The organism is Arthrobacter sp. B2I5 (assembly GCF_030816735.1).
GTDB lineage: Bacteria > Actinomycetota > Actinomycetes > Actinomycetales > Micrococcaceae > Arthrobacter.
Window position 1 is genome coordinate 2496543 of record NZ_JAUSYF010000001.1, and the last position, 17554, is coordinate 2514096.

Sequence of the window (17554 nt, forward strand, 5' to 3'; positions counted from 1 at the left end):
TCCGTTATCCAAGGAAAATCAGCATCCCCAGGTCGATCTGGGTCTGGGGCCAGTCTTGCAAGGACAGCCCGCTACTCGAGTGGCCTGCGTTTGTTCCCGTCTGTTTGTCCGCGTCGCTGGAGGCGCTCAGCTTGGGCTTCCTTCAACGCGTGGCGCACTGTCTTCTGGAAGGCTGGACAAAGCCCTTTTTAGAGGGCTAACCGGCAGTAATCCTCACCGGCAGGGACTCAAAGCCACGCAGCACGTTGTGGAGGATCGGTACCGGGGCTCCGTCGGGTTCGATGGTCACTACCCTCTGAAGCAGTTGCTGCAGCACAATTTCCATTTCGAGCCGGGCGATAGGTTGGCCCACACACTGGTGCAGGCCCATACCGAAGGCCACATGCCCGGAGGCATTGCGGTCCAGATCGAATTCGTCAGCGTTGTCTCCCCACTTGCGCTGATCCCTGTTGGCAGCGCCCAGGAACACCAGCACCTTCGCCCCGGCCGGCAGGTGCACGCCGCCGAGGACAGTATCCACTACAACGGTCCGGTGGAACTTCTGGAACGGGGACTCCAACCGCAACGCCTCGTCCACCGCAAACTTCGCCATCTTGGGATTCTCCCGCAAACGTGCCCAGGCTTCCGGATACCGAGCCAGGACAGACAGAGTATTTCCGATCCCAAAAATCGTGGTGTCCACGCCCGCGGACAGCAGCGCCCGGACCAGCAGCGTGGCCTGCTGCTCGGTGATGAGGCCGTCCTCCACACGCTTCCAGATCTGGGCGCCGAAACCAGTGTCGTCCAGGTTTTCGCGCTGGCAGTTCCGCATCACCGCGGCAGCGTGTTCATCGCCCTGGGCGAAAGCCTGTTTGAAAATGTAGTTTTCCGGCCCGAAGGCGTTGAATACCATGTTCCCGTAGGGCAGCAGATGCTCACGGCCGACGTCGGGAATCCCCACCGCGTCAGGGAAGACCCGCAACGGATACTTCTCGGCGAGGTCAGTGATGGCATCGAACCGCTCGCGGCCCGCCAGCTGTTCGGTCAGTTCCTCGGCCGGCGGCGTGAACGGCTCCCGGAGGGCGCGGACGGTGCCGGGGTTGATGACTCCCGTCAGCGCACGGCGCATCAGAGTGTGGATGGGCGGATCGGATTCAAGGATGCTGGGCGGCCGCCACCCCGCGTCCTTCCGGATGTCACGGGGGCCAAGCCCACCCGAAGAGATATAGGTCTCGAAATCCGTGAGGACTTCGTACACCTCCCGGTACCCGGCCACGGCATAGCTGCCGGTGCTTTCAAGGTAGGACACTGCGCCTGCGTCCCGGAGCCTGCCGAGGAAGGGGTAGGGATCGAGGAGGTTCGCGGTTTCAAAAGGGTCCTCACCCAAGACGTTTGCTTCGTGGGTTGTAACGGTCATTAGAGCTCTCCTGGTGGCGAAACGTGGTGGGCCCGTGGGCCGAACGAAGTAAATAGTGGCGGCGGGGCGTTGTGGGATTGGTTTAGAGATCCAGGACCAGGCGGGGACAGCCCGCGGCGGCGCGGGAGACGCAGACCAGCATGATTTCCCCTGCCTCACGGTCCTCTTCGGTCAGGACGGCGTCGCGATGTTCGGGTTCGCCGGAGATGACCTGGGTTTCGCACGTGCCACACAACCCGTGCCGGCAGGAGGATAGAACCCGTACGCCCACCTCTTCCACTGCTTCGAGGATGGTTTTGTCGTTGGGTACGGTCACGGTGGTTCCGGTCCGGGCCAACTCCACTTCAAAGGGCGCATTGGCCGCTGCGGCACCGAGGGTGGAGGCAACGAAGCGTTCGGTGTGAAGGGCACCGGGAGGCCAGCCCATGCACCGTTCTTCCACGGCACCCAGCAGCCCACCGGGGCCGCAGGCATAGACCAGCATGTGAGCGCGGGGCATGCCCAGGATCTTGTCCAAATCCAGCCTGCCAACCTCGTCTTCGGCAACGATGCGGACCCGGTCAGCGCCGTACCGGTCCTCCAACTGCTGGGCGAAGGCCATGGTGTTCCGGCTCCTGCCGCCATAGACCAGCGTCCAGTCCTTACCGGCAGCATCCGCCGCTTCAAGCATGGGAATAAGCGGCGTGATGCCGATGCCCCCGGCGATGAAAAGGTAACGGCGGGATTCGCGAAGAGGGAAGTTGTTGCGGGGTTCCGAGATGGCCAGCGGCGTTCCCTGCAGCAGGGCGTGGACAGCCTTGGACCCGCCGCGCGAATCGGGTACGTGCAGCACGCCAATCCGCAGATGGTCCAACTCTTGGGGGGAGGAACACAGCGAGTATTGGCGCACTAGGCCGTCCCCCACGTGGACGTCAATATGCGCGCCTGGCTGCCAGGGCTCGAACGGCAGACCATCTGCCCGCCGCAGGACCAGGGAAACCACCCGGTCCGCCACAATGTCCGCCTTATCGACCACAACGTCGATGGTGGCTCCTGCAGATGCAGTCATGAGGTCTTCACTTCCTTTGGGATGGCCCGCCTGGACGGCGGCCCCTGGGGCCGGGGATCCGGCCTGAATTACGGCTTAATTGAGATTAGGTGTTCCAGGCCACAGCCGGGGCACCCTTTTCCGTCCAACGGAAAGACCAGGGAGAAACGGCATGACGGCCCCTCACTGCGGCAGATGCTCCACGCCAAGCCTCCGGGCGATACCCCGGGCAGCAATATTGAGCACAGGAACCACACTGCCGACCGGCGCCGGACGGCTCCGGGTGACGATGCCCAAAGCGGCCACCACCTGTTTGTTGGGCAGAAACACCGGGACGGCCAGGCCATAGTTGTCCGGCCCCGCTTCCTCCTCGGTGGTGGCATAACCGCTTGCCCGGACGCGCTCAACTTCAGCAGCGAGCGCAGCGGAGCTGGTGATGGTGCGCGGAGTATGCGGCTCCAGCCGCTGGCTGGCTGCGGTAAACAGCTCCTTGGCCCCGTAGGCCAGCATGATCTTCCCTGCAGCGCTGGCATGAAGCGGCAGGCGTGCACCCACCCGCCGGAAAGGCTGGCCTGCTCCCGTACCGGACATCCGTTCCACCAACAGGACCTCCTGCCCGTCCAAAATGAACAGGTTCACCACATTGTGGGTGACGAAGAGGACATCCTGCATGAACGGGGCCGCAACTTCAGCGATGTTTTGCTGCGCAGGAGCGAGCAGGCCAAGGCGCCAAATCCTCTGCCCTACGCGGTATTCGCCGTTGGCCTTCTCCAGCCCGCCCCACGCCACCAGTTCACCGGCCAACCGGTGGGCGGTGGTCACCGGCAGGCCCGCGCGCCGCGCCATTGCGCTCAGGCTTTGGACTGAATGTTCGGCGTCGAAGGTGCCCAGCAGGGCCAGCGCCCGTGAGGTGACACTCGCTGCCTGCTGCGCGGAAGCAGCGCCCCCGGCAGTCTTGGATGCCTTGGGCCTGGCGGCCGCAGACGCGGGGCGGGCGGCCCGGCCGCTTGGGGCAGCGTTAGCCATGGATCACCCTTCTGAGCGCTGGAAGCAGCAGCGCATCATTGACGCTATGCCGCACCACCATTTTAAGCCGACGCAGGCCCCGCCCCGCAGGGGCAAGGAGGGTCCGGCGTCGAATCTTGAACGAGATTTTTAGCTGGTGGCGGTGGCCAGGCTTGAACCCCTGTAGGCGCCCAGTCCGCCGTCCACACGGATATCTGAGCCGTTGACCCAGCCAGCCTCGGGGCGGAGCAGGAAGTCGATGACGCTGGCAATATCGTCAGGTTCGCCAAAACGGCCCAGCAGCGCGCCTGCCCCCTCCACCTTGTCCCGGCCGTGGTCTTTCTTGAAGTCCTCAAGGATCGGCGTAGCAACCGGCCCGGGGCTCACACTGTTCACCCGGATGCGCTGCGGCAGCAGTTCCGCGGCCAGGTGCTCCGTGAGGAAGCGGACGCACTGCTTGGAGAAAAGGTAGGACTCCCCGGTGATGTCCTCATCCCCGAAGACTGAATCCAGCGCGGCGGCCGGATCGGCGGCAAGCGCGAAAGCGGCACACTTGCCTTTCACTTCACGCCAGTTAACGGCAACGCTCGAAGCAAGGTTTACGACGGTGGTTCCCTCGCCGAGCAGCGGCGCGAGGGCCCGCACCAGTTCCCGGACACCAAAAACGTTGACGGACAACACTGTGCGCCACGGGGCCGTACCAGGGACACCCGCGATGTTGGCGAGTCCCGCGAGGCCCTGCGGCGCTGCGGCGGCGACTGCAGCGGCCGCTGCGTCGATGCCCGCCCGGCTGGAAAGATCAGCCTGGATGAAAGTGCCGCAGAAGCCGGCGGGCGCGTTGCGGTCAATGCCAATCAGCGGCACACCCCGGGCGGCCAGGACCTGTGCAGTCCGGGCACCAATGCCGGAGGAAACCCCCGTGAGGACGATGGGAAGCTGCTCTTGGGACATGGGACTCCTCGTTAGTGCGTGACGTGCTTCACCCAATAGTGGCAAACCGCAGCAGTTCCCCCGCCAGGCCTTTCCGTTGGGCGGAAAGGTCGGCGCGGATTGTGACAGGTGCCATGAGACTGGGATGAGAATTTCCCTTCCCGCCCGAAAGGACAGGCCATGACGGCATCCACTTACCAGGTCCTGGACCCGGCCACGCTTGAGCTCGTGGGGCACGCCCCGGAAAATACCGGAGCTGATGTTGAGCAGGCCGTTGCTGCTGCCCGCCTGGCATCGCCCCGTTGGGCAGCAGACCGGGAAGCCCGGCGCGCCGCCCTGCGTGCCGGAGCCGCCCTGATCCGCCGTGACCTCGATTCGCTGGCCACCCTGCTCTCCCGTGAGCAGGGTAAACCCAAGGCGGAGGCCGCCGGTGAGTTTACGGTGGCGGCAGGACTCTTTGAGTACTACGCGGACCTGCCATGGGATGAAGTTGAGCCCCTCCCGCCACGGGCGGACAGGAACCTTGAGGTCCAGTACCGGCCAGTAGGTATCGTGGGCACGATTACGCCCTGGAACTTTCCCATCTCGCTCCTCTGCGTCAAGTTGGCCCCTGCCCTGGTGGCCGGCTGCACGGTGATCGCAAAGCCTTCCCCGTCCACGCCGCTGTCCACCGTCGCGCTGGTGAACCTGCTCAACGAGGTCCTCCCCACCGGCGTGCTGCACGTGCGGACCAGCTCCCGGCGGACGGTGAACGTGGCCTTGAGCACCTCTCCGGGCGTCCGAAAGATCTCCTTCACCGGCTCCACCGAAGTGGGTATCTCCATGGCCCAGCAGGCCGCCCCCACGGTCAAACGCGTCACCATGGAGCTCGGCGGAAACGATCCTGCCATCGTGCTCGATGACGCTGACATCGCCGTGACCGCCCGTGGAATCGTGGGCAGCGCCTTCCGCAACGCCGGCCAGGTCTGCATGGCAGTCAAACGCGTCTACGTCCCGCGCAGCCGCAGCGCCGAACTTGCCGAGGCCATCGCCGCCGAGGCTTCCCGCCACGTGCTGGGCCACGGCATCGCGGACGGGACCACCATGGGCCCCATGCACAACGAATCCCAACTCAAACTGGTCCACGGACTCGTTGACTCAGCCGTCGGCGCCGGAGCCCGCATCATCACCGGCGGCAGCCCCGGCTGCGACCTGCCAGGCTACTTCCTCTCCCCCACAGTAATCATCGACGCCGAACCGGGCATGGACCTGGTGGAACAGGAACAGTTCGGGGCGGCCCTGCCCATCGTGGCATACGACAATCTCGAGGCGACCATCGCCGGGCTCAACGCCGGGGAATTCGGCCTCGGCGCCTCCGTCTGGAGTCCCAACCAGGAACGCGCCCACACCACCGCCTCGCAGATTGAAGCAGGAACCGTCTGGATTAACCAGCACACGCTCGTGGAACCGGACGCCCCCTTCGGCGGCTGGAAGGCCTCCGGTATCGGCCGCGAACGCGGCCGCTGGGGCCTGGAGGAATACCTGGAAACCCGCGTCATCAATGCCCGCCCCCACTCCTGAGCCCGCCCCCACCCTGCAGAAGGACTTCCTGTGAGCGTCGAACTGATCACCCTTGGCACCGCCGCCGGCCCGGCCATCCGCGGACCTGAAAACGGCATCTCCAGCGCACTGGTGGTCGGCGACGCCTTCTACATGGTGGATTTTGGCCTGGGCTGCTCGCGTGCTGCCCATGAAGCGGGGCTTCGCGGCAAGGATTTCGTCGCAGGCTTCGTCACCCACCTGCACTCGGACCATGTGGTGGAACTTCCCGGCTTCCTGCTGTGGAACTGGGGCAGCCCGGTAGAGGGCTTCACCGGCCCCGTTTCCATTGTGGGTCCCGGCAAAGACGCCACCCGCACAGGCGGTGCCGGACTGTCCGGGACGGGCGGACTCGTCTCCCATTCCCTGCAGGCCTTCTCCTATGACATCGATATCCGCGTCCATGACGAGGCACGCCCGGACCTTTCCTCCCTCGTACACACCGTGGACCTCACAACTCCGGCCCCTGGGAGCCCGGACGCGGCCAGGCCCTTCGACGTCTATGAGGATGACCGGGTCAAGGTCACCGGGATCCTGGTGGAGCACCCGCCGGTGCGCCCTGCCCTGGCCTTCCGCTTTGACACCGATGCCGGCTCAGTGGTGTTTTCCGGCGACACCGCTGAATGTAATGCCATGGCTGCACTCGCCAATGGGGCGGACGTCCTGGTGCATGAGGCAGTCAATCTCGACTTCTATGAGGGCAAGGGTTTTTCGCCGGAGTTCCTTAACCACCAGCGGATCGCACACACCCCGCCCGAGGGGGCAGGCCGGGTGGCGGCCTCCGCCGGCGTGGGCCGGCTGGTCCTCTCGCACCTGGCCGGCCGTGCGGAGCCGGAATGGTGGCGCGCCCGCGCCGCTTCTACTTTCGACGGGCCTGTCGATGTTGCCGCCAGCGGCCAGCGTTTCCGCATCGGCAGCCCGGTGCTGGCCTCCGCTTAGGAACCCGGGTACCAAGGAAACCTCCCCGCCATCCCGCATCAAGGACAACTCTTTGGAACTGCCGTCGCCCGCACCAGCAATGAAAGATTCAAGGATTACGGCGGACGGGGCCTGGCTGGCCGTCCTCGCAGCGGGCATCGCGGCAGCAATGCACATCTGGAAACTGCCTGCCGCCCTGGCCGGCATCCAGGCGGATCTGGACACAACCCTGGTTCAGGGCGGGCTGCTGCTCGGCATCATCCAATTGGCCAGCGTGGTGGGTGGCCTCGCCACGGCGGTGGGTGGGGAACTGGTTGGCCTCCGCCGACTCCTGCTCACCGGGCTGGTACTGCTGAGCGCCGCCTCCGCGCTGGGGGCCGCCGCCCCCACCACCGAACTGCTGATGGCAGCCCGGACTTTGGAGGGCGCCGGATTCCTGCTGGCCGTCGTCGTCGCCCCTGCCCTGATCCGCAAGGTGGCACCACCGCGGCGGCTGAACGTGGCGCTGGCAAGCTGGGGTGCTTTCCAGGGCATGGCCACGCTGATAGGCCTCACGGCCGGAGCACTGTTTCTACAGGCAGCCGGATGGCGCGAGTGGTGGCTGGTAATGGCGCTGCTCACGCTCTTTCCGGTGCCTCTGCTGCTGCGCCAGGTACCCAGGGACGAGTCTCCGGCCGATGCCGGGCTCCGCGCTGCCCTCCGCCGCGTCGGCCGGACAGTAGCCTCGCCCCAGCCGTGGATCATCGGCGTCGTCTTCGCCTGCTATACAGCCCAATGGATGGCAGTGCTCGGCTTCCTGCCCTCCATCTACCATTCCGCCGGCTTGGAGGGCCCGCTTCCCGGCATCCTCAGCGCCGTCGTCGGCGGAGTCAATGCGATCGGGGCACTCAGCGCCGGCCCGCTCATCCAGCGCGGACTGTCCGAACGGAAAATCATCTTCTGGACCTTCCTTGCCATGTCCGCAGCGTCGGCGGCCACCTTCGCCGCAGACTGGGAGAACATCGGCAACGGCATCCTGTTCCAGTTCATCCTGATCGCCGTGTTCTCCGCGGTCGGCGGTCTCATCCCGGCCGCGGTCACCAGGTACTCCGTGCACATTGCCCCCGCTGACGGTTCCGTCACAGCGGTGCTGGGGCTGACGCAGCAGATCTTCAACGTGGGGAACTTCCTGGGACCCATGCTGTTCGCCCTGCTGGCCACCACCACGGGCGGCTGGAACACCACGTGGTGGCTGACGTGCGGGTTGAGCATCCTGGGAATGGGCCTGCTGGCACTTCTGGGCCCGGCCGCGAGCGGGACGGCAAGCACTGCGCGCCGGGGCGAAAAGTCGCTTTCCGCCCAACGGAAAGCTCGAATGTAAGGCCCGTCACACGAGCCTAGAGTCAAGGAAACGCCGCCCCAAACCGGCAAAGACTTCCCCTTCAACGATTGGGCATACCGTGTCTGAAACTCCCCTTACCGGCGTGGTGCCGGCCACTGCCGCCTCCCGCGATCCCCGGACCTGGTCACGGGCCAAGCGCAACCGCTACGGCTGGTTCATTACGTTCAGCGTCCTCTTCCTCATGATGCTCAGCTGGGCTGACAAAGCGGTGCTCGGCATCGCTGCCGTGCCGATAATGAAGCAGCTGGGCATCACTCCCGAGCAGTTCGGCCTGGTGGGCAGCGCCATGTTCCTCACCTTCGGCGTAGCCCAGATCGTCGCCGCCCCGATCGCCAACAAGATCTCGAGCAAGTGGATCCTGCTGGTCCTTTGCCTCCTGTGGTCCGTGGCGCAGGTCCCCATCCTGCTGTTCGCCTCCCTGCCGGCACTCTGGGCAAGCCGGCTGCTGCTTGGCGCCGGCGAGGGACCATTGGCCCCGGTGCTGATGCACGGCATCTACAAGTGGTTCCCGGAGAAGAAAGGCGCCACCCCGGCAGCTCTTGCCTCCTCCGGCGTAACCCTGGGCATCGTAGCCTTCGCACCAGTCCTGGCGTGGGTCATCGGGCAGTTTGGATGGCAGACGGCCTTCGCATTGCTCGCCATCGTGGGCCTGGTCTGGTCCATCTTCTGGCTCATTGCAGGCAAGGAAGGCCCGTACACGAGCCGGAAAGCCGAACAGGAAATCGACGGCACCGGCTCCGAAGAAGCTCCCGCCGTAACCGAGACCAAGGTCCGCTACTGGCGCACCATCCTCTCTCCCAGCTGGATCTTCGCGGTCCTGGCATCCTTCTTCGGCTACTGGACCTTCACCCTGGCCATGTCGTGGGGACCGGCGTACTTCCAAAACGTGCTCGGCTTCACAGGCCAGCAATCCGGCGCCATGATCGCCCTTCCTGCCGCCTGGGGCACCATTGCCACCGTCGGTCTCAGTGCCCTGACCCAGCGGCTGCACCTGAAAGGCGTACCCACGAGGAAAGCCCGCGGCTGGGTGCTCGGCAGCGCCGGTACCTTCGCCGGGGCATGCCTCGTGGCAGCAACACTCACCACTTCGCCAGTCCTGTCCATCGCCCTGATGGTCTTCGGCTTCGGAACGGCCCCCGCCCTCTTCGCCATCACCTACCTGGTCGTCGCCGAGCTGACCACCATCGCGCAGCGCGGCGCAAACCTCTCCATCGCCAATGCCGTCCTCACGACCGGGGGCGTGTTTGCACCCGCCGTCTCAGGTTTCCTGATCGGTGGCGCAGCCACCCCCGCTGAAGGATACCGTGCAGCGTTCGCCCTGGCCGGAGCGCTGCTGCTGACGTTCGGCGTCCTGGCCCTGGTATTCGTCAACCAGCAGCGGGACCGACGCAGCCTTGGCCTGGACGTAGCCCATGATGGGGCTCCCGCCGCGTCCACTCTTGATGCATCCACCACGCCCAGTGGCCTGGAAGTCACACCTGCCCAAGCAAGCACCAAGGCTTAGCCGGTTCGTTCCGGGACGGCCCGAAGCCTACCTGCCAGCTGCCACCACTCCCTAAAGGTCGGTCACAGCCGGACAATCCCGAATGTTCTCCGTTTCCTGGACAGGACGTAAACCTGTCAATCAGCCCAGGACAGTTTCAAGTGACTCGGCGAACCCTGTGACCCACCCGCCGTTCAACGGAACCGGCATAACACCGGAACCCCTTCCAGCGCAGACTGGGAGGCAACTGAACCCACCCAGGCCACCGCCACTGCGGGGCCCGCAACGAAGCGAGACGCAGCCATGGCACGAAAAGTCATCACCACCCAAGTGGCCATCATGGGAAGCGGCCCGGCAGGCCTGATGCTCTCCCATCTCCTGGCGAAGGCAGGCATCGAATCCACGGTGATCGAGGTCCGCAGCCACCAGGAAATCTCCCACACCGTCCGCGCCGGCATCCTGGAGCACGGCACCGTCAACCTGCTGGTGGACAGCGGGGTCTCGGACCGGGTGCTGCGCGACGGGGACCGTCATGACGGCATCGAACTGCGGTTCAACGGCGAGAGCCACAGGGTCGATTTCAAGGACCTTGTGGGGGAGTCCGTGTGGCTGTACCCGCAGACGGACGTGTTCCTGGATCTTGCCCCACGGAGGAAGGACGACGGCGGCGACGTCCGCTACAGCGTCACGGACACCTCCGTCCATGATCTTGAGGGCAAGCCGAAGGTCTGGTTCACCGATTCCGATGGCGTTGAGTTCGAGATCCAGGCGGACTTCCTGGTGGGTGCCGACGGCTCCCGCAGCCACTGCCGGTTCCAGATTCCCGAGGCCCACCGCAAGTGGTACTTCCATGAATACCCCTTCGCCTGGTTCGGCATCCTGGCCGAGGCGCCGCGCAGTTCGGATGAGCTGATCTACGCCAACTCCGCCAACGGCTTCGCCCTGATCAGCCAGCGTACGGAAACCGTGCAGCGGATGTACTTCCAGTGCGACCCCAAGGAGAACGTGGCCGAATGGGATGACGACAGGATCTGGGCCGAGTTCCGCAGCCGGGTCAACGGCAACGGTTTTGAACTCAAGGAGGGGCCGGTCCTGGAGAAGATGGTGCTTCCCTTCCGCAGCTTCGTCCACACCCCCATGCGCCACGGCAACCTCTTCCTGGCCGGCGATGCGGCGCATACCGTGCCGCCCACCGGCGCCAAGGGCCTGAACCTGGCCATCAATGACGTCAAGGTCCTCTTCGAGGGGCTGGACAGCCACTACAACGCCGGCTCCGACCGGCTGCTGGAGACCTACAGCGACCGCGCCCTGGACCGGGTGTGGAAGGCCCAGCAGTTCTCCTACTGGATGACCACCATGCTGCACACCCAAGCCGGCGAGGACGACTTCTCCCGCGCCCGCCAGCTCGGCGAACTCAATTCAGTGGTCTCATCCCGCCACGGCATGGCCTACCTCGCCGAGGCCTACACTGGCTGGCCCGCCGCCTCGTGAAGGACCGGTGCGGAGGTGGATGTGTTGCCGACGAAAAATGCTCCACCGCTGCACGCGGACAATCAAGAAAGGAAACGCGACATGAAGCCAGTCACCCCCCACCCAACCACCAACCCGGGACTCGAAGCAGCGAACATGAAAACGTCATTGCAATTGGCTGCCGAAATCGATGGCGTTATTGCCTCGCCTTGGATTGGACTTCACTACAAACACGAGTTTCTGCTGCACTACCAGCATGAAGCGCTGGATCGACCAATCAACATGGCACACCGACCAAAGCAAACGCACTGACCATGCCCAGCAACATAACGAAGGGCACCGCTCAGGTTCCGCCCCCTCGCGGACGGATCGCCGAGCGGCTGCTCCCCGGCGGATCAGAGCCGGATCCCCGCTTCACGCTCGCTAACGAGCGCACTTTCCTTGCCTGGATCCGCACCTCCCTCGCCCTCCTGGCCGGCGGTATTGCTATTGAGGCGTTCACGGCAGACCTGTTCCTCGAACCCGCCCGCAAGGCACTGGCGGTCCTTCTGCTTCTAATGGGCATCATGTTGAGCGCGGGATCGGCTGTGCGGTGGCTGCGGGTGGAACGCAGCATCCGCGGTAAGGCGCCCCTTCCACTCCCCCTTATTGTTCCGCTGCTGGCCGCATCCGGCGCACTGGCAGCCGCCATCGTACTGGTCGTCATCCTTTGGCCCTGAAAGCATGACATCCCATCGCATTCACGAAGATGCTGGCCTGCAACCGGAACGTACCACTCTTGCCTGGGGCAGAACCATGATGGCCCTCGCAGGTGCCAGCACCATCTTCCTCCGCTGGCTTCCTCATCACGGATTGCCCGTCCTGGCATTACTCTCAATTTCTGTAACTGCGGCCGCTGTCATCTACTTCACCCAGCGCCGGCGGTACAGCACCAGCTCCCATGGCATCACACGGCAAAAGGTTAACGCCGACATAGCCGCAGTATTGTGGACAGCCCTGGCCGGATCAGTGCTGGGAATATTCGGAATCGCAATCGTCCTCGCCAGCTAGAACTGAAGGTGCTGAGAGCGCTTCCACAGCACAGCCAACTGTAGAAGTGAGTATTCAGCTACGAACAATTCGCACCATATCTAGTAGGGCTGCCAGACCAGAACTGCACCAAGTAGCGCTCTCGAAGATGGCTTCCCTTGGTAATCGAAACGGATCAATCGGCAGGCCTGGTCAAGGGCCCACCCGCACAGCCAGATGGCCTACACCCCAACCCGACGAAGTCGAGCTTTGGATCCTACTTTTTTCTGGAGAGAGCCCGAGGGCTGGTAGGGGCGGAATCAGCGAGCCGGACAGCTTCATCTCAGCGCGGTCGTATTGCTATTTGGTTCGGCTCGTAACGAGCTGCGCGACAAGCGTCGCGGCAAGCCATTGCTGGTAGCGATCGGCCGACCAGCCGCGCTCTTGGACAAGTTCCCGATAGATTTCCTCGTTCGAGAAGCACCACAGGAGGTCGCTTGCGGTCGTTTCGTCGATACCGTCGGCGAGATCGTTGCGCAGGTTGCGGATGTACTCTGCGAAGGTTCGGGCCCGGTTGTCTAATACTTTGCGGTAATCGGCCGCGACCTTTGGGTCGGACGCCGCGGCCTGGCGGTGGATGGAGATGACGTCATAACTTGTCTCCATCTGCTGGCGCACCAGTTCCGCCCAGAGCTTAAGGCTGCTGGAGGCATCGGGTTCGGCGGCGGCACGGGCCATCAGGTCAGGTATTTTCGATTCCCGCAGCATTACTTCGCGCATACCTTCGAGCAAGGCACGTTTGTTTCCGAACGCGGCATAGACCGTTTGAGGGGCGACGCCGGCCTCCGCAGCAATGGAATCAATGGTGGTAGCGGCCCAACCGTTGGCCGACATCAGCGTGCGCGCTGCGGCAACCACTCGATCTTTGGTTTCCTGAGCCTGCCGCTGTCGATGGGTAATTCGGCCGGAAGAATTCATGAGTTCAGTATAGTCAAGGCAAATTAAGTGGAGTATAACTTGGTTCGTTAGAGTCATACTAACGTGAGGTGGAGAGGGCAATGTGGAAGTCGTCAGAAACAAGGGGCAGCGCGGTGTTTTCACCGGCCCTGCCGGATGGCTGTTTACTCAATGGCCGAGCGCGTCGCCTTACGGGGTGGTGTGGGCTTGGGATGGTTGCAGCCATCGTGATCAATGGTCCCCTGTCGATAGCCCTGCAAAGGACACCCAGCTACTGGGATGCCGGTGCGGGAGGGAAACTCGCGGACTACCTCCGGAATGGAGCGTTCTCGCTGGCGGGCTGCTGTCAGAAACACTATCGACGGGCATCGCCATAGTGCTGCGTTCAACCCCCGACTATAACCTCGACATCAACTCAGCCCTTCTGCTGCAGGGCCTCTGGTTCACCGCCCTCGCACAGGGACAGGTAGCTTTGGGAGTCGTCATCATTGCCCTCAGCGCGAGTTCGCTGCTCGCCGATGGTCTGCCCAAGTGGGTCGCCTGGTTCGGCATCATCGCCGGCATCGTGACAATCCTGCGACCGCTGCTGCTCACCCAGATACCACTGTTCATGATTTCCTTCCAACCCGATTTCCTCTGGATCGCCATAGTCTCAGTCCTCCTGCTCACAGCAGACGCTCGTAAACGACCAAGCGTTCAAACCGGAACGACCACCGCAGCATCTTGATTGTGAGGATGCCCGTCGTGGTGCCCCCACCCCGCCACTGACAGGAAGATCGACGACGTGGAAGCTTTCTGCGGCCGGCTCCTGTCCGCCGCCGAGCTCGCCGAACCCGGGCTAATAGCCTGGAGCGTGACCGGCGAAGACCTCGCCGCCAGCTTCAGTACCCGGAAGTTCTCGACCGTGCTAGAGCTCGTGAACCGCGTCAGCGCCTCCGCCGAGGAGGCCAACCACCACCCCGACCTCACACTCACTTACCCCGAGGCCGGAGTCACGCTCTCGAGCCACGACGTCGGCGGTATCACCAGTCGGGACATTAACCTGGCCCACACCATCAGCGGTCACGCCGCAGACCTCGGGGTCTCTGCCGCCGCGTGAGTCCGCGGCGTCGGACACGGGGCGAACGGATCGCCGAGACCCTAAGCGGATAACCCAAGAGCCGCGGTCGGAGCCGCACCATCCTGGCCGCCTGGCACGCCCATGCGGCGGTACACGCGGCTGCCCATTTCCTGGCAGTCCCGGGCACACCCCCGCCCTGCTCACTGATGTGCTGTCGCTGGACGTTCCGGCACTTCCCGGAAGTGTATTTTTCAACCTGCTGTAGCCGGAATGATGGCCACTTTGGCTTCAGCACGCAGGCAACCACGAATGTTGAAAATGTGGCCCTGCGCTGGGCAGCTTTGTGGCAGCGCCAAGACCGTCAGTTTCCGCCTCGGGCAGACTGACAGAATTTCTAGTATCGGCGTTCGCAAATAGTCGGCGCAAGCAGCCGGAGTTCACGACCTCTACGCTGCCTGATCCTTGCCTATGACCGCCGGATGGGAAGGCACCGTCGTGAGGGATCCGGCCCGCGGCAGGCCCGGATTGCGCTGGTTGGGTTACTCTCCGTGGACTTTCCAGCCTGCGCGCGCGGTGTAGGTAGCGATGATTAAGCCTTGCCCGAAGACGGGCTGCGGATCAAAATTCTGCCGTAAGGCCGCGCTGGTGCAACCCATGCCGCGCAGAGCGTCAATTGCCCTTGTCATGGCGTCGCTGGAATTGGTGCCTTCAACCGTGAAACAACCACCGCTCTTATCGGTCGAGTATTCGAGGAAGAACGGCATGAAAGAGTCTTTCCGACCAAAGTCGATCTGGTACAGAGCCGATAGTCCTTATATCCGGTCAGGGAGTAGCCTTATAGGACGTCAAGCAGTGGCTGTCCACCGTCTCTTATGATGCCTTTCCAGCAAAGACATCACATGACCCAAACTGCATCCAAAAGGTCGAGATGAAAAGATACGATCCTCGCCCAGCAGCCCTGCACCTCCTGGAAACAGGCGAACTGTCCATTGAGGACCTCTGGCTTCAGTACAAATCACGAGGAGGAAGCGCTGGGGTCTTGGAACTGGACGCCTTCGTTCATGACATCCCCCTCCTCCACGGGCTGGAGGTTGAAGTTCTGAGAGTAACGATAGAGGAACTGGCTAAATGACGCCGGCGCTGGTGGCCACGCAACAGGCCGCAGAGGCGCCCGGCGCATCGGACGTGTTCCTGCCCCAATTTATGGTCCCGGCTCAAAACGCCCAAGTCGCCTTAGGTCCTCCCTCTCTTGGACACTCCGAAGCGCGGCGCGGAAAGTGGGGCTGTGGAGGGTAGGTCGCCTGCGTCCATGCCTTCCCTTGCTTCCTGGAGGGAAACTCACTGTCACGGAAAAGGTCAGGTTCTGGGCCGTGGCATCAATGTCCGGGGCGTTGCAGCGGGTGTGATTGAATGCCCTTATGGGGGATACCACGCTTCTGGTCGGCGCAGAACGGTACTTTCGCTCGTTGGGGCCCCGAGGCCATACAGTCCTCTTCCAGCTGCCGCTGTCCGTTACGATGCTGCTGGTCACCGAACTGGTGGCAATGTTGCACCCAGCCCTTGACTGGTCGCCACCGCTCATCCTCAGCATGGGAGCTCACCTGCTCCTCCTTGCCGCCTGCGCACTGATCCCCTGGGAACGCCTGCCAGCGAGGGCAGCGTTGATCATCCCGTTCCTGGACTGCCTGGCCATAGGGCTGACCCGCGAAGCCGCCGACCAGTACCTGGCTGTGCTGGGCTTCCTCCTCGTGTTTCCCGTGGTCTGGCTTTCAGCAAGCCGGCACCGCTCAGGAATCGTCATTGCCGTGATGGCAACGGTCCTCAGCGCAGTCCTGCCCCCAATCATCCTCGGCACGGACGTCGACCCGGCAGACTTCATCCGCGTGCTCCTGCTCCCCGCCATCCTGGGAGCCGTAGCCCTGACCACGTACGGCGCCTTCAACGTCATCTCATTCCAACGGCACTCCCTGGAACAACGCGAAACGCAGGTGCGCGATTTGCTGGCAGTCAGCCAGGACCGCGAACAACTGCTCGGCACCATCCTGGACACCGTCAGCGTCGCAGTATCCGCCGTCGACGGCGAAGGCCGGACCACCCTCACCAACCACCAGTACAGCAGCCACCTCACCCGTGCGGTCCGGAAGGACCCGGCGGCGGAGAATCCCTCAGGGATCACCATTTACGGCCGGGACCGCGTCACTCCCCTGCCTCAGGAACAAAGCCCCCGCAGCCGGGCCGCGAGAGGTGAATCCTTCACCGACGAGTTGCTCTGGATCGGCAGCGGCACCAACCAGCGCGCCTATTCAGCCACCTGCCGGCTGATCAAGAGCCCCGACGGGTGCCGTTCCGGCGCCGTGATGGCCTTCACCGACGTCACAGCACTCGTGGAAGCACTCGAAGTCAAGGACCAGTTCGTCGCCAGCGTCTCCCACGAGCTGCGGACCCCGCTGACCTCAATCCTTGGCTACCTGTCCCTCGCCCAGGACGAGGACCTGGACCCGGACCTGGAGGAATACCTCACCGTGATCCGCCGCAACACCCAGCGGCTCCTGGGCCTGGTCGATGACCTGCTTGCCACCGCCACCGAGGCCTTAAGCATCAGCCCGCGCCCGGCAGACCTCGCCGAAATCCTCGCGCACAGCGTCGAAGCCGCCCGTCCCAAGGCGCACGCAACGGGCACCAATCTCACACTCGATGTGGAACCCGGCTGCCAGTTTAAGGGGAGTTTCGACCCTGACCGCATTGGCCAAGCCATCGACAACCTGATTTCCAACGCCCTCAAATACACCCGTGACGGCGGGTCCGTCACCCTCTCCGCCAGCGCCAACGAAGACACCCTCTACTGCTGCATCACTGACACCGGTATCGGCATGACAGAGGAAGAAATGTCCCAGGCATTCACACGGTTTTTCCGGGCCGCCCGCCTGCACTCCTCCACCATCCCCGGGGCGGGGCTTGGATTGGCCATCACCAAGTCCATCATCGAAAACCACAACGGAACCATCACTCTCTCCAGCAGCCCCGGGAAGGGCACCACAGTGTCCCTGACCCTGCCACGTACAAGAGTCGGAGCGGCGTCGATGGAGAAGATCTCCTAAGAACAAGGCCCCCGGTCGGATGAGCCTTGTCTTTACCCATTAGGATAGGTCCCCAATTCGGCTGCCTCCGATGCGGCTTCCTCATTCCACGCCTGCAGCTGAGGAGCCCAGACCCAAGCCGGTGGGTTGCGTCAGCATTGGTGAAACTTTCACCGGAGGCTTCATGACGCATCGTCAGAGCGCAGACCACAAACCTTGACCGGGTGTATCCAGTCCCAGTCGATAGACTGCCAGCGCCGGCGA

The 17554-nt window shown here is 63.7% G+C and carries 18 protein-coding genes; 12 read left to right on the forward strand and 6 right to left on the reverse strand.

The genetic code is table 11. From position 1 onward, the window contains the following. Nucleotides 1-196: 196 nt before the first annotated feature. From QFZ60_RS11730 to QFZ60_RS11745, 4 genes are all read right to left on the reverse strand, one after another. Complete coding sequence (locus QFZ60_RS11730) at nt 197-1396, reverse strand: cytochrome P450 (protein ID WP_307090654.1); 1200 nt, start codon at nt 1394-1396, stop codon at nt 197-199. A gap of 82 nt (nt 1397-1478) precedes the next feature. Next, nucleotides 1479-2444: a PDR/VanB family oxidoreductase gene (locus tag QFZ60_RS11735; protein ID WP_307090655.1), complete on the reverse strand. Its 966-nt coding sequence runs from the start codon at nt 2442-2444 to the stop codon at nt 1479-1481. Nucleotides 2445-2606: 162 nt separating this feature from the next. Continuing rightward, complete coding sequence (locus QFZ60_RS11740; protein ID WP_307090656.1) at nt 2607-3449, reverse strand: IclR family transcriptional regulator; 843 nt, start codon at nt 3447-3449, stop codon at nt 2607-2609. Nucleotides 3450-3578: 129 nt separating this feature from the next. Then, nucleotides 3579-4379 (reverse strand): SDR family oxidoreductase, encoded by an 801-nt coding sequence (locus QFZ60_RS11745; RefSeq protein WP_307090657.1) that lies wholly within the window; start codon nt 4377-4379, stop codon nt 3579-3581. 159 nt (nt 4380-4538) lie between these two features. On the opposite strand from QFZ60_RS11745, the gene QFZ60_RS11750 reads away from it, so the two are divergent. From QFZ60_RS11750 to QFZ60_RS11785, 8 genes are all read left to right on the forward strand, one after another. Continuing rightward, a complete protein-coding gene (locus QFZ60_RS11750) occupies nt 4539-5918 on the forward strand; it encodes an aldehyde dehydrogenase family protein (protein WP_307090658.1) in 1380 nt (459 codons plus the stop codon). A 30-nt stretch (nt 5919-5948) separates the two neighbouring features. After that, nucleotides 5949-6875: an MBL fold metallo-hydrolase gene (locus QFZ60_RS11755; protein ID WP_307090659.1), complete on the forward strand. Its 927-nt coding sequence runs from the start codon at nt 5949-5951 to the stop codon at nt 6873-6875. 79 nt (nt 6876-6954) lie between these two features. Then, nucleotides 6955-8214, forward strand: a complete 1260-nt coding sequence (locus QFZ60_RS11760; protein WP_307090660.1) for an MFS transporter — start codon at nt 6955-6957, stop codon at nt 8212-8214. Nucleotides 8215-8293: 79 nt separating this feature from the next. After that, nucleotides 8294-9739, forward strand: coding sequence for an MFS transporter (locus tag QFZ60_RS11765; protein ID WP_307090661.1), 1446 nt, complete (start codon nt 8294-8296; stop codon nt 9737-9739). 282 nt (nt 9740-10021) lie between these two features. Then, the gene (locus QFZ60_RS11770; protein WP_307090662.1) at nt 10022-11209 is read left to right on the forward strand and encodes a 4-hydroxybenzoate 3-monooxygenase; all 1188 of its coding nucleotides are present in this window, start codon (nt 10022-10024) and stop codon (nt 11207-11209) included. A gap of 81 nt (nt 11210-11290) precedes the next feature. Further along, a complete protein-coding gene (locus QFZ60_RS11775; protein ID WP_307090663.1) occupies nt 11291-11500 on the forward strand; it encodes a hypothetical protein in 210 nt (69 codons plus the stop codon). 2 nt (nt 11501-11502) lie between these two features. Then, on the forward strand, nt 11503-11907 hold the full coding sequence (locus QFZ60_RS11780) for a YidH family protein (protein ID WP_307090664.1): 405 nt from the start codon (nt 11503-11505) through the stop codon (nt 11905-11907). 4 nt (nt 11908-11911) lie between these two features. Continuing rightward, the gene (locus QFZ60_RS11785) at nt 11912-12238 is read left to right on the forward strand and encodes a DUF202 domain-containing protein (RefSeq protein WP_307090665.1); all 327 of its coding nucleotides are present in this window, start codon (nt 11912-11914) and stop codon (nt 12236-12238) included. A gap of 318 nt (nt 12239-12556) precedes the next feature. Here the strand turns inward: QFZ60_RS11785 and QFZ60_RS11790 are convergent, their stop codons facing one another. Beyond that, nucleotides 12557-13174: a TetR/AcrR family transcriptional regulator gene (locus tag QFZ60_RS11790; protein WP_307090666.1), complete on the reverse strand. Its 618-nt coding sequence runs from the start codon at nt 13172-13174 to the stop codon at nt 12557-12559. A gap of 82 nt (nt 13175-13256) precedes the next feature. Between QFZ60_RS11790 and QFZ60_RS11795 the strand changes: the two genes are divergently transcribed. Beyond that, on the forward strand, nt 13257-13880 hold the full coding sequence (locus QFZ60_RS11795) for a hypothetical protein (protein WP_307090667.1): 624 nt from the start codon (nt 13257-13259) through the stop codon (nt 13878-13880). A gap of 57 nt (nt 13881-13937) precedes the next feature. Further along, nucleotides 13938-14252 (forward strand): 4a-hydroxytetrahydrobiopterin dehydratase, encoded by a 315-nt coding sequence (locus tag QFZ60_RS11800; RefSeq protein ID WP_307090668.1) that lies wholly within the window; start codon nt 13938-13940, stop codon nt 14250-14252. A 500-nt stretch (nt 14253-14752) separates the two neighbouring features. On the opposite strand, the gene QFZ60_RS11805 is transcribed toward QFZ60_RS11800, so the two are convergent. Further along, on the reverse strand, nt 14753-14977 hold the full coding sequence (locus QFZ60_RS11805; RefSeq protein ID WP_307090669.1) for a hypothetical protein: 225 nt from the start codon (nt 14975-14977) through the stop codon (nt 14753-14755). 164 nt (nt 14978-15141) lie between these two features. Here QFZ60_RS11805 and QFZ60_RS11810 point away from each other — a divergent pair, with 164 nt between their 5' ends. Both QFZ60_RS11810 and QFZ60_RS11815 read left to right on the forward strand, forming a co-directional pair. Next, nucleotides 15142-15345: a hypothetical protein gene (locus tag QFZ60_RS11810; RefSeq protein ID WP_307090670.1), complete on the forward strand. Its 204-nt coding sequence runs from the start codon at nt 15142-15144 to the stop codon at nt 15343-15345. 334 nt (nt 15346-15679) lie between these two features. Next, on the forward strand, nt 15680-17311 hold the full coding sequence (locus QFZ60_RS11815) for an ATP-binding protein (RefSeq protein WP_307090671.1): 1632 nt from the start codon (nt 15680-15682) through the stop codon (nt 17309-17311). Nucleotides 17312-17554: the final 243 nt, after the last annotated feature.